This is a genomic window from Candidatus Krumholzibacteriia bacterium, from assembly GCA_029865265.1.
Lineage (GTDB): Bacteria > Krumholzibacteriota > Krumholzibacteriia > WVZY01 > JAKEHA01 > JAKEHA01.
In genome coordinates, this window is the sequence record JAOUHG010000005.1 from 67,710 (window position 1) to 79,575 (window position 11,866).

Genomic DNA, 11,866 nt, shown 5'->3' on the forward strand with positions numbered 1-11,866 from the left:
GAGACCATGACGCACAACATCGATCTACCGCTGGCGGGACGTCACCTGGTGGTGACCGGTGGCTCGCGTGGTATCGGTGCCGCGGTGGCACAGGCGCTCGCGCAGCGTGGTGCCGCGCTGACGCTCATCGGTCGCGACGAATCGCGCCTGCGGGCGGTGGCGGAAACGCTGCCCGCGCCGGCGGCGGGGGGGCGCCACGCGACGGTGATCGCGGACCTGACGGTGGAGAGGGGCGCTGCTGCGGCCATCGAGTCCGCGCGCGCGGCGCTGGGTGAACCCTATGGACTGGTCAACAACGCGGGCGCGGCCGAATCGGGTGCGTTCCTGGACACCGCCACCACGGTGTGGCGGGGCATGCTCGACGTCAACCTGATGGCGGCGGTATTCTGCACGCGCGGGGTACTGCCCGCCATGCTTGCTAAGGGCACGGGGCGGATCGTCAACGTGGCCAGCACGGCGGGCCTCACCGGCTACCGGTACGTGAGTGCCTACGTCGCCGCCAAGCACGCACTGGTGGGATTTACCCGTGCGCTGGCCATGGAAACCGCGCGCGACGGAGTCACCGTGAACGCGGTGTGTCCTGGCTATACCGACACGGAACTGCTGGCCGAATCGGTGGAGCGGGCATCCGCGCGTACCGGCAGGAGCGCGGACGAGATTCGTGCCGTCTACGAGCGGTCCAACCCGCAGGGCCGCCTCATCGAGCCCGGCGAGGTTGCCGGTGCGGTGGCGTGGCTGTGCGAGCCGGACCAGAAGTCCATTACCGGACAGACCCTCGTTGTCGACGGCGGGAGCATTCTCTAACCCGGAGGGCACATGGATCCGGCATCATTCCAGCCGCAGCATTTCGCATGGGAGTTCGATAACGGTGTCGCCACCGTTACACTGAACCGGCCGGAGCGTCGCAACGCGCTCACGTTCGAGTCCTACGCCGAGTTGCGCGACACCTTTCGCGCCTTGCGTGACGCCGATACCGTGCGCGCGGTGGTCGTGCGCGGTGCGGGCGGCAACTTCTGCTCCGGCGGCGACGTGCACGAGATCATCGGCCCGCTGGTGGCCATGCCGCCCCGGGAACTGGCGGCCTTCACGCGCATGACCGGTGATCTGGTCATCGCCATGCTCACCTGCCGCCAGATCATCGTGGCCGCAATTGACGGTGTGTGCGTGGGCGCGGGTGCGGCCATCGCCATGGCATCGGACATCCGTTTCGGCACGCCGCAGAGCCGTGTGGGATTCCTGTTCGTGCGCGTGGGGCTGGCCGGGTGCGACATGGGGGCGTGCGCGATGCTGCCGCGGATCATCGGGCACGGGCGCGCGGCCGAACTGCTGTACACGGGACGTATGATGGACGGCGCGGAGGCGCACGCGAACGGTTTCTTCAACCGCCTGCCCGCCGCCGATGCACTTGCGGCCGAGGCGGCTGCGTTTGCGCGCGAGATCGCCGATGGCCCCATGATGGCGCACCGCGTCACCAAGCGCATGTTGCTCGAGGAATGGGCCATGGACGTCGTGCCCGCGGTGGTGGCCGAAGCCCGCGAGCAGGCGCTCCTGATGCAGAGCAAGGACTTCCGTCGCGCCTACGAGGCATTCACACGCAAGGAAGCACCCCGCTTCGAGGGAGACTGAATGGACGCGCAGCCGCACCTGCAGTGGCCGTTTCTCGATGACACGCACCGTGCATTGGCAGCGCGGGCGTCGGCGTGGACCGCCGAGCTCGCGGCTCTGCGCGCTGAACCCGACGCGGAGCGCGCCACGCGTGCGCTGGTTCGCTCGCTGGGTGGGGCGGGCCTGCTCGCCTACGCGGCCGGGGTCGGCGGACGCCTGGACGTGCGAGCGCTGTGCGTGTTGCGCGAGACACTGGCGGCGGCCTGGGGGCTCGCCGATTTTGCCTTCGCCATGCAGGGGCTGGGCAGCGCACCGATCGCCCTGTTCGGGAGCGAGGCGCAGCGCGAGAAGTACCTGCCCCGGGTGGCCGGCGGAGAGGCCGTCGCGGCGTTTGCGCTGAGCGAGGCGGGGGCGGGATCGGACGTGGGGGCCATTGCCACCACCGCGCGGCGCGATGGCGGCCACTACGTGCTCGACGGAGAGAAGCGCTGGATATCCAACGGCGGCATCGCGGACTTCTACGTGGTTTTTGTGCGCACCGGCGAAGGCCCGGCAACGAAGGGGCTCTCCGCCATCGTGGTGGACGCGGGCACGGCCGGGCTCGACACGAGCGACCGCGTCGAGGTGATCGCACCGCACCCGATGGCGAACCTCCGCTTCGACGGTTGCCGCGTTCCGGTGAGCAACCTGGTGGGTGACGCCGGCCGCGGCATCGCGGTGGCGCTGGGAACGCTGGATACGTTCCGGGCCACGGTGGGTGCGGCGGCGGTGGGGTTGGCGCGCCACGCACTGGCGGAAGCGCTGGCGCACGCCACCACGCGGCACCAGTTCGGCGCCCCCCTGTCCGACTATCAATTGATCCGCGCCAAGCTGGCCGACATGGCCACCGCCATCGACGCCAGCGCGCTGCTCGTGTACCGGGCCGCGTGGACGCGGGACACGCGCGCGGAGCGGGTGACGCTGGAGGCGGGCATGGCCAAGGCCTTCGCCACGGAGTCCGCGCAACGCGTCATCGACGAGGCCGTGCAGATCCTGGGAGCGCTGGGCGTGTGTGCGGGATCGCCGGTGGAAGAGTTGTACCGCGAGATCCGTCCGCTGCGCATCTACGAGGGCACCACCGAGATCCAGAAACTGGTCATCGCGCGCGCGTTGCTCGACCGGAACGGAAAGGAAGGAACGCCATGAAGCGGACACTCCATCCCGAGGGCTGGGTGCGGCCGAAGGGTTACAGCTACGGTGTCGAGGCGGAGGGACGACTGGTGTTCGTTTCCGGCCAGATCGGCACGGACGAGGCGGGCCGGTTCGTCGGCACGGACCTGGTCACGCAGACGGGCCGCGCGCTGGAGAACATTGCCGCCGTTCTCGCCACCGCGGGCGCGAACACCGATGACATCGTGCGCATGACCTGGTTCGTCACGGATATCGAAGAATACAGGCGTTCGCAGCGTGAGCTGGGCGATGCCTACCGCAAGGTCATGGGCGCGCACTATCCGCCCATGACCCTGGTGGCGGTGACGGCGCTGGTCGAGCGCCAGGCGCGCGTGGAGATCGAGGCCACCGCCGTGGTGGTGCGGGGGGATGTATCCCGGTGACGCACGCCGCGCGGGTGACCTTTCCGGAGACGTTCTCGCTGGCCGACTACTTCCTCTTCGACCGACTGCAGGAGGGCCTGGGGGAGAAGACCGCGTTGCGCTTCGGCCCGCGCGCATACAGCTACGGGGATGTGGCGGCGCGCAGCCTGGCGGTGGCGCGCTTCCTCGGCGCTCGCGGGGTGGAGCGCGAGCAGCGCGTGTACGTCGTTCTGCCCGACACGCCGCCCTTTGCGTGGGCGTTCTTCGGCGCGCTGGCCAATGGTTCGGTGGTGGCCATGGGGAATCCGGTGGCGCCACGCGACGACCTGGCATACGTGATCGACTACGTGCGTGCGTCCGCGCTTATAACCGTGCCGGCGGTCGTGCGTGATCTCGCACCGGCGCTCGCCAGTGCGACGCAGCTCAAGACGGTGCTGGTGGTGCCGGACGTGGCCACCGGGGAAGATCCCGAAGGCGAATGTGAACTCCCGGCACTGACCGCCTGCGAGGTGCTGGCGCTGCGCGACGCAGTCGCGGCCGGCCGCGTCATGCACACGCCGCGCCGGGAGATCCGCCGCGACGATCCCGCCATCTGGCTGTTCACCTCGGGTTCGACCGGCCGTCCCAAGGCCGCCGTGCACGCGCAGCGCGACTTCGCGTACAACACGGAGGTCTACGCGAAGCGCACGGTGGGTTACCGGCGGGAAGACGTCACTGTCAGTGTGCCCGGACTGTTTTTCGGATACGCCACCGGCACCAACCTCATGTTCCCGTTCGCGGTGGGTGCCACTTCGTGCCTGTTCGCGGAGCGTCCAACGCCCGAAGTGCTCGCGGGTGCCGTCGACATGTATCGCCCCACCGTCGTCACCAACGTGCCCACCATGATGTCGAAACTGCTCGAGTACGATGCGGCGCGGCGCGAGGCCGGCGAAACGCCGCTCGACTTCTCATCCATTCGATTCCACCTCTCCGCCGGCGAGGCGCTGCCGCCGCCGCTGCTGGAACGGTTCATGGGGCGCTTTGGCAACGATGTGTACGACGGTATCGGCTCGGCGGAGATGTTTCACATCTACGCCTCCAACCGTCCCGGCGACATTCGGCCGGGTTCGCTGGGGCGCGCGGTGGAGGGCTACGAGCTACGCGTGCTTGCCACCGACGCTGGCGCCCCCGGGGCGCCCGAGTTGCCGCGTGGCGAGACCGGCGTGCTGTGGGTGCGCGGGGAGAGCGTGGCCTTTGAGTATCACGGCGACCGCGACAAGAGCTGGAGCACCTTCTATGGACCCTGGTGCCGCACCGGCGACCTGTTCCGCATGGACGCGGATGGCTACCTGTGGTTCTCGGGACGCGCGGACAGCCTGTTCAAGGTGGGGGGCGTGTTCGTCGCACCGCTGGAGATCGAGGAGTGCCTGATGACGCACGGCGCGGTGTCGCTGGCGGCGGTCATCCCGGCCGAGGACGCGGGTCTCACCAAGCCCAAAGCGTTCGTGGTGCTGCGCGAGGGCACGGTCGCAGCGGGGAACACGTTGCAGCGCGAACTGCAGGAGCACGTCAAGGAGCGCCTCTCCAAGCACAAGTACCCGCGCTGGGTGGTGTTCGTGGATGACCTGCCGCGCAACGACCGGGGCAAGATCGATCGCAGGGTGCTCGTCGAGCGCGAGCGCAGGGGAGAGAATTCATGAGCGACGGCGCCGAAAGAATCTTCGCGGCGGGGCTGACGTCGGAGGAGTTCGCCGCGGCGGCGGGCGGTGGCCGGCTGTGCATTCTGCTGCCGGTGGGTGCCATCGAACCCCATGGGCCGCACCTGCCGCTCGACACGGACTTGATCATCTCCCGCGCTGCCGCGGTGCGAGCAGCCGCCTTGTTGCGGATGGAGGGTGTCCCGGCGCTGGTCGCCCCGGATGCCCCCTACGGGGTCACGGAGTGCGCGCGCGACTTTGCCGGCGCGGTGGGCGTCCCGGCAAGCGATGTTGAGAATTACCTGCGTGGGGTCGTGTCCGGGTGGTTGCGCGCCGGCGCCGCCCACGTGTGCCTGGTGAACAACCACCTCGAGCCCGCGAACGATGCGGCGGTGCGTGCCGCGGCCGCTGGTTTCGAGGCGGGGCGGGCAAGCGCCGCCACCCCGCTGGAACGGCGCTTCGCGCGCACCCTATCCGACGAGTTCAAGCGGGGCGCATGCCACGCGGGTGAGTACGAGACGTCGATCGTGATGGCCGCCGCACCCGGTGCGGTGCGCGACGCGTTGCGCCGGGAACTGCCCGAAGTCGACATCAGTCTTTCAGAAAACCTCGCGCGGGGTGTCGAACGCTTCAGCGAGATGGGGCTCGAGCGCGCCTATGCGGGCGCACCGGCCCGTGCGTCGTCCGCGCACGGCGAGGACATGCTCGACCGCCTCGCGGAGATGATCGCCACCACCGTCCGCGAGGCCATCGCTCTGCGCGACTGACCCACCGGGTGGCATTGCCGGACGCCCACGAAGCGGGTCCGGCGCGCTCAGTTCATCTGTTTCCCAGACAAATCCGAGAAATGCAGCTGCGAGCGCCAGGCGTAGTACAGCCCCACGATCGTTATGGGGAAGAACTGGGTGGCGTGGTAGATGGTCGAGTAGGCCAGCGCGTCGGCGCGTTGCACTGCGAAGGCTGCCAGGCCGATGACGCAGGCGTACTGCATCGTGCCCAGGAACGCGGGTGCGGAGGGGATCATGGATCCGATGGAAATGATCACGATGAGGAACACGCTGGCGAGGAATGGAATCTCGAACCCGAACGCGAGCACGCAGAAGTAGACGCCGAGTACGGCGCATCCCCACACCACCACGGAGAGCAGCGCTATCGGGATCAAGGATCGCGGCTGTGTGACCACGCCCAGGCCGTCGATGAACGAGTCCGCGGAGGTATCCAGGCGCCCGCGGGCGCGGTCCGGCAGGGCGCGGAAGGCGCCGGCCAGGATGGCGCGAAAGCGCGCACGCCAGCGCACCATTGCGAAGAGCAGCGCGAGCAGGGCCACGTTGAACACGATGAGGATACCGGCGCTGCGCCCGAGCCATTCCGGGCCGGAGATGGTCACCATGCAGTACCACAGCAGGAGGATGAGCACGAAGACGTCCACCACGCGCTCGTAGACGATGGTGGCGAAGGCCGCGGAGCGGCTTACCTTCTCGGAACGTCCGATGGCGAATGCGCGCACGAACTCTCCGACCCGCGCCGGCAACAGGTTGTTCACCATGAAGGCGATGGCGGTGGCGGACCACAGCGGTCCGATTCCGCACCGCTTGATGGGGTTCATCATGATCTTCCAGCGTAGAGCGCGGCTGAAGTGTCCCAGCATGGTGAGCACGATGGCCGGGACGAGGTATATCCACTGCGCGCGCGCCAGCGAGGCGCGGAACTGCGCCCAGTCGATGCCGCGCGCCGCCATCCACAGGAAGGCGGCGCTGATGATCACGCCAAGGAACAGCCGCCGTTTCATCGCTCGTGCCCGGAATCAGGGCCCGTCCCGCTCTTCGGGTACCTGGATCGCGTCCGGCTGGCGTGCGCGGTCGATTGCGACGATGCGTACCAGCTTGGTGATCTGCAACTCCAGATCGCGGACTTTCGAGTACAGCACCAGCCCGGCAAAGGCGAAGCCAACGATGGCCAAATAGAAGAAGAGATCCACGCCCCGGCCCACGCCGACCAGGTGGGCGACGCCGTTGGTCCAGTCCGGCGCAACCACCATCGCGATGCCGAGCAGTCCAAACAGCAGGACGACGACCCGGTCGAGCAGCCCCGAGCGGAGCCGGCTAAAGTAGAGCATCAGCACGCCGAGAAGCAGCAGAATGAGTACAAACTGTACCGGTCTCATCGAAAGATCCTCCTCAGCAACAGGTCGATGACGATCTTGACCGCGTTCAGCGACGACTGGCCCTTTTCCATGGAGTAGGCGGTGTAGACGATGGCCGTCGGTACCTCGACATGGCGCAAGCGGGCCCGTCGAATCTGGTTCAGGATTTCGGATGCGTGTGCAAAGCGGTTCTCGCGCAACTCGATGCGGGAGGCCGCCTGCGCGGTGAGTGCGCGCAATCCGTTGTGCGCGTCGGACAACCACAGCCCGGTCAACAGGCCGTTGACGACCACGCCGCCGCGCAGCAGCAGCCGCCGGCGCGCGGGCACCGCGGCGCGGTCTTCCGCGCGAAGAAAGCGTGATCCGAGCGCCACGTCGGCCTGGCCGGAGCGGAGCGGAGCGAGAAGTGCGTCGATGTCGCTCACGCGATGCTGTCCGTCGGCGTCGAAATGCACGATGTAGCGTGCTCCCCGGCGGAGCGCGAACTGCATTCCGCTCTGCAACGCCGCACCCTGGCCGAGATTGATGCCGTGGCGCAGGACGCTGACCGGCAGCCCCTCGAGCTGGCGCTCGGTGTCGTCGCTGGAAGCGTCGTCGACTACCACCACCGAGTAGCCGCGTTCGACGAGCGGGATCACCGTGGTACGAATCACGCGCCCCTCGTTGTGCGCGGCAATGACGACGTACACGTCGCGGTTGGACGTCACGCGGCCCCCCGACGGCTCGCGTCCGCACACGCGTCGTTGCGGCTACAGGCCCGAGTCACGGATCAACTCCTGGGAAGAAGGGCCCGGCGGGGCGACCCCGGCGGCGTCCCGGCACGTGGCCGTATCCACCCGGTAGAGGGCGATTTCCCCGTCGTCGAAGACCAGCGAGAAGAGTGCGGACGGGCGGGTGACCGAGGCACCCGACGCGCGGTGTTCGGGCCGGACGACGACGTAGAGTTCCTCGCTGATGCCGCCGAGCGATGCAAGGGCGTCGGCGTCGAGTGGTGCGCTGGTGTAGAGGCAGCGGCGCACGTGGTATCGGCGGGCCATGTCGAGACGGGGATAACCCCACTGCTGGGCGTACGCCCAGCGTCCCCAGTAGTAGCGGCGCGGGCCGGTGACCAGCAGGAAGACGCGGTCGTGGTCGTCGATGAAGACGGCGGAACGCGGCGTGTTGTCGCGAACCCACTCCGAGAGGTGCGTTTCCGCCGGAGTTACGACCTCCTCGGGCGGGGTGTTGAAGCAGGCCGCGAGCGCGATCGCGTTCACCGGCAGGAAGAAGAGCAGCAACCACCCGGCGGCAGCGGCAATGCGGGCGCGGCCGCGCCGGGCCAGCACGGAGTCGGCGACGGCGAACCCGGCAAGTATGGATAGCGGGATGAAAACAAAGAACCCCGGCTTGTCGTAGGTGTTGGGCCCGGGCAGCCGGATCGCAAGACAGAATGCGGTGACTGCGGCCACACCAAAAAGAAACGTCCGCGCGGCCGGAGAGCGATCCGCGAAGAGCACACGCCGGCGCACCGCCATGACCAGGACGAACAACGACGGGATGAGGATGCTCGCCGTCTTGCGCAGCGAGAAGCTGATGGGAATCATCTGCTCGCGTTCCTTGAGGTGCATCACCTGGTACAGGTAGGGCGTGCTGGCGAGAAAGCACGCCAGCGATACACCCAGCAGAAGCAGCAGCTCGCGGGTGGAAAACGGATCCACCTGCCGGCGAAAGAGCAGCATCAGCAGGACACCGCCGAAGATACCGACCAGGGCCACGAACCCAACCAGCGTGTGGAAGCCGAGCATGCCGATGAGGGCGGCGGCCAGGATGGCCAGCGCGCCGCGACGGCGCGTTGCGAGATAATCGGTGGCTGCAAACCAGGCGGTGGTGTAGCACGTGAGCGCAAAACCGAAAGCGGTAGCCACCATGAACTTGTCCAGGAAGAAGGCCTGGTTGAAGTAGATGTCCATCAAACCGCGCGCGGTGTCGTAGGTGAACGGGGAGAGCGTGAATGTGCGCGCGAGTTCGTCCCACCCGCGGACATCGCCGATGAATGCGCGCACCCCCTTTACGGGGAGCAACACCCAGAACGCGGCGTTGAACGCGAACAGCAGCGTCGACGCGCCGGCCAGGCGATGTGGGATCGACTTGCGAAACACCCCTGCCAGCGACCACGCGGCGACGGTGAGCCCGGCCAGCGCCTGCGCGTTGAACAGGGCCATGACCCGGAACGGATCCAGTTGCATGCACCAGGACAGCGTTAGAACCACCGCGTGGTACACCCACATGTACTGGAGCGGCATCCCCAGGAAGTACGGATCCTCCGGGGGGAGTCCGTAGTCGCGCAACTGGGCGGTGACGGCGGCGTGGAACCACGCGTCGGAGCGCACGCGCCACCATTCGCGCGTCATTGGCAGCCACGCGACCAGCACCACCACCACGAGCGTGAGGCCGGCGAGGATCAGCAATTCGCGCCGGTCGCCACGCCGGGAGGCACCCGCGCCGCCACGGCTGCGCATCCATGCGGCGAGCGCCACAACGGCCGTCGCCAGCAGCATGGTGCTTCCCGCCGCACGCGGGGAGAAACCGGCCAGCATGACCAGGACGGCAAGGACGGACAGGATTGCGGGAGAGGCGACCAGCGCGGACAGCAGGGCGAAGCGGGGGCGTCCGCCGCTCGCCAGACGGGCCATCAGCAGGCCGGGCGCGAGCATCAGCCAGAACCAGGTCGAGAGCCGGTAGACGGCGCCCGGCAGTCCCGCCGGGGCCCCGTGGGCGAACGGCACCAGTGCCAGGGACGCGGTGGCGGCGGCCACGAGAAGGGCTGCGGCCGTGCCTGGTCGTGGAGAGGGTGTAACGGCGCGGTAATTCAAGATCGCCTGGGATGATGCAGGTTCAAGCGGTCCCGGTACATCTGGAGAATCCGCTAATACACATAAGTTTAAATGAGATAGGGCGCTGTCTTCAAGTTGATTCTGATTGTCATGCGCCCATCAGGGTCACGTCCACCGGGCATGGGCGCGGTCCGCGCGCGTCCAGAAGAATGACGCCGTCCCAGCTTCCCAGGTTCATCCCGCCGTCCCGAATGGTCAGCGTGATCGAGTCGGCTACCACCCCGGCCGCCGGGTATCCCGAGTCATCCACGTCGAGGCGGTCACGGTTTTCGTCGGTGGGTGCGGACGGCGCCGGGGTGGCGAGGTGGGTGCGCACGATCCGCAGCAGGTCGTCCATGTCATCGTCGAGGTCGGGTGCCAGCGTCAGGCAGCAGCCATCGCCCGCCACGGTTAGAATGCACAGTCCGGCCTGGAAGGCGGAGTCGCGCACGAACGCATTCACTTCGGCGGTGACGTCCGAGAGGGACGCACCGTCGTCGGTGTTGAACTGAAGGCGTGCCGTCTCGATCTTCATGGCGGTCTTTCCGGCCGGAGACCTCCTCCGCGGGCCTGCGCCTGGGGCGAAAGGGGTGTTGCAATAGACGGTTGAACCGTCGGATACTGGGGCCACCCTCCGCTTACCGGGGGCGTTGCGCGTACCTTACCAGAGAGGCCGGCATGACGAAAAAGGGTTTTCGCCTCCCGTTCGGGCGCCAGGACGAAGGGACCGCCGACGAGGTCGGGGCGCTTCGAGAGGAAAACCACCAGCTGAGGCGCGCGGTCGAGGAGTTGTCGATCCTCAACGACCTGGCCCGGGCCATCGGGGCCTCGGTGGATTCCGAGGACATCATCCACAAGATCGTGGACCGGTCCATGCGTGCCGTGCAGGCCGAGCAGACGGTGGTGACACTCGTCGACCGGGACGCGAGGCAGTCGATGAAGACCCTGGTACGGGCGATGACCTCCTCGGCCGATCATCCCCACTTCCATATCAATGAAAACCTCATCGGGTGGATGCACCTCTACAAGAAGCCCCTGTGCACCAATGACCCCACCTCCGACGACCGCTTCCGCGGGCTCAAGTGGGACGCGTCCATCAACTCCATCCTGTGCGTGCCGCTGATGGTGAAGTCCGAGCTCATCGGCGTGGTGACGAGCTACAACAAGAAGACCCAGGACGGCTTCACCGAGGAGGACCAGCGCCTGCTCGCGATCATCGCCGGCCAGTCCGCACAGATCATCGAGAACGCGCGCCTGTACGAGGAGGAGAAGGCGCTGGCGGGTATGAAGGAGCAGATCAAGCTCGCCGCGCAGATCCAGCAGGATCTCCTGCCCAAGAATCCGCCACAGCTGCCCGGTTACGAGCTTGCGGCCAGCAGCGACGCCGCACAGATGGTCGGCGGTGACTACTTCGACTTCATCCACGTGCCCCATGATCGCTGGGCGGTATGCCTGGGAGACGTGTCCGGCAAGGGGCTGCCGGCGTCCCTGTTGATGGCCAACCTGCAGGCAACGCTGCGCGGACAGACGGCTCTGGACTCACCGGTCGGGGAGACGATTTCGCGATCCAACCGCCTCATCTACGAGAGTACCGATCCCGAGAAGTTTGCGACACTATTCATCGCGCTGCTGGACTCGGCGACCCACGACCTGAGCTACTGCAACGCCGGCCACGAAAACCCCATCCTGTTGCGCGCGGATGGCAGCGTCGACCGCCTGCCGACGGGTGGTATGGCCCTCGGCGTGCTGGAGGATTTCCCCTACGAGGCGGGCGAGGCCCGAATGGAGGCCGGGGACATCATGGTGATCTATTCGGACGGGATTCCCGATGCGGTCAACGAATTCGAGCACCCCTTCGGGGAGGAACGGCTGATTGCCTGCCTGCGGGAGAGCGCGGCGGAACCGGCGGGGGAAATCCTCCGCCGCGTCGTGGCCGCTGTCCGCGAGCACGAGCAGGGCGCCGAGCGAATCGACGACCTGACCATCATCGTGGTCAAACGTACCCAGTGAAGCCGGGCC

General features: G+C 67.6%; 12 protein-coding genes. 7 read left to right on the forward strand and 5 right to left on the reverse strand.

The genetic code is table 11. From position 1 onward, the window contains the following. Positions 1 to 6 precede the first annotated feature (6 nt). Genes OEX18_03930 through OEX18_03955 form a run of 6 tightly spaced genes read left to right on the forward strand, consistent with a single transcriptional unit; the run spans position 7 to position 5,619 of the window. Positions 7 to 804, forward strand: coding sequence for an SDR family oxidoreductase (locus OEX18_03930; protein MDH4336409.1), 798 nt, complete (start codon positions 7 to 9; stop codon positions 802 to 804). A gap of 12 nt (positions 805 to 816) precedes the next feature. After that, the gene (locus tag OEX18_03935) at positions 817 to 1,626 is read left to right on the forward strand and encodes an enoyl-CoA hydratase family protein (GenBank protein MDH4336410.1); all 810 of its coding nucleotides are present in this window, start codon (positions 817 to 819) and stop codon (positions 1,624 to 1,626) included. Further along, positions 1,627 to 2,790, forward strand: coding sequence for an acyl-CoA dehydrogenase family protein (locus OEX18_03940; protein ID MDH4336411.1), 1,164 nt, complete (start codon positions 1,627 to 1,629; stop codon positions 2,788 to 2,790). Then, positions 2,787 to 3,197: a RidA family protein gene (locus OEX18_03945; protein ID MDH4336412.1), complete on the forward strand. Its 411-nt coding sequence runs from the start codon at positions 2,787 to 2,789 to the stop codon at positions 3,195 to 3,197. Before OEX18_03940 ends, OEX18_03945 begins: the two co-directional genes overlap by 4 nt. Beyond that, positions 3,194 to 4,855, forward strand: coding sequence for a benzoate-CoA ligase family protein (locus OEX18_03950; protein ID MDH4336413.1), 1,662 nt, complete (start codon positions 3,194 to 3,196; stop codon positions 4,853 to 4,855). Before OEX18_03945 ends, OEX18_03950 begins: the two co-directional genes overlap by 4 nt. Then, on the forward strand, positions 4,852 to 5,619 hold the full coding sequence (locus tag OEX18_03955; protein MDH4336414.1) for a creatininase family protein: 768 nt from the start codon (positions 4,852 to 4,854) through the stop codon (positions 5,617 to 5,619). Before OEX18_03950 ends, OEX18_03955 begins: the two co-directional genes overlap by 4 nt. Before the next feature lie 47 nt (positions 5,620 to 5,666). On the opposite strand, the gene OEX18_03960 is transcribed toward OEX18_03955, so the two are convergent. The 5 genes from OEX18_03960 to OEX18_03980 form a co-directional block, all read right to left on the reverse strand. Then, positions 5,667 to 6,641, reverse strand: a complete 975-nt coding sequence (locus tag OEX18_03960) for a flippase-like domain-containing protein (protein MDH4336415.1) — start codon at positions 6,639 to 6,641, stop codon at positions 5,667 to 5,669. Between the two features lie 15 nt (positions 6,642 to 6,656). Next, positions 6,657 to 7,016, reverse strand: coding sequence for a DUF2304 domain-containing protein (locus OEX18_03965; protein MDH4336416.1), 360 nt, complete (start codon positions 7,014 to 7,016; stop codon positions 6,657 to 6,659). After that, complete coding sequence (locus OEX18_03970; protein ID MDH4336417.1) at positions 7,013 to 7,702, reverse strand: glycosyltransferase family 2 protein; 690 nt, start codon at positions 7,700 to 7,702, stop codon at positions 7,013 to 7,015. The genes OEX18_03965 and OEX18_03970 overlap by 4 nt, the downstream gene beginning before the upstream one ends. A gap of 42 nt (positions 7,703 to 7,744) precedes the next feature. Continuing rightward, on the reverse strand, positions 7,745 to 9,790 hold the full coding sequence (locus OEX18_03975; GenBank protein MDH4336418.1) for a hypothetical protein: 2,046 nt from the start codon (positions 9,788 to 9,790) through the stop codon (positions 7,745 to 7,747). Between the two features lie 166 nt (positions 9,791 to 9,956). After that, positions 9,957 to 10,382 (reverse strand): YjbQ family protein, encoded by a 426-nt coding sequence (locus OEX18_03980; GenBank protein ID MDH4336419.1) that lies wholly within the window; start codon positions 10,380 to 10,382, stop codon positions 9,957 to 9,959. A gap of 143 nt (positions 10,383 to 10,525) precedes the next feature. Here OEX18_03980 and OEX18_03985 point away from each other — a divergent pair, with 143 nt between their 5' ends. Continuing rightward, positions 10,526 to 11,857 (forward strand): SpoIIE family protein phosphatase, encoded by a 1,332-nt coding sequence (locus OEX18_03985; GenBank protein ID MDH4336420.1) that lies wholly within the window; start codon positions 10,526 to 10,528, stop codon positions 11,855 to 11,857. The last annotated feature ends 9 nt before the right edge of the window (positions 11,858 to 11,866 follow it).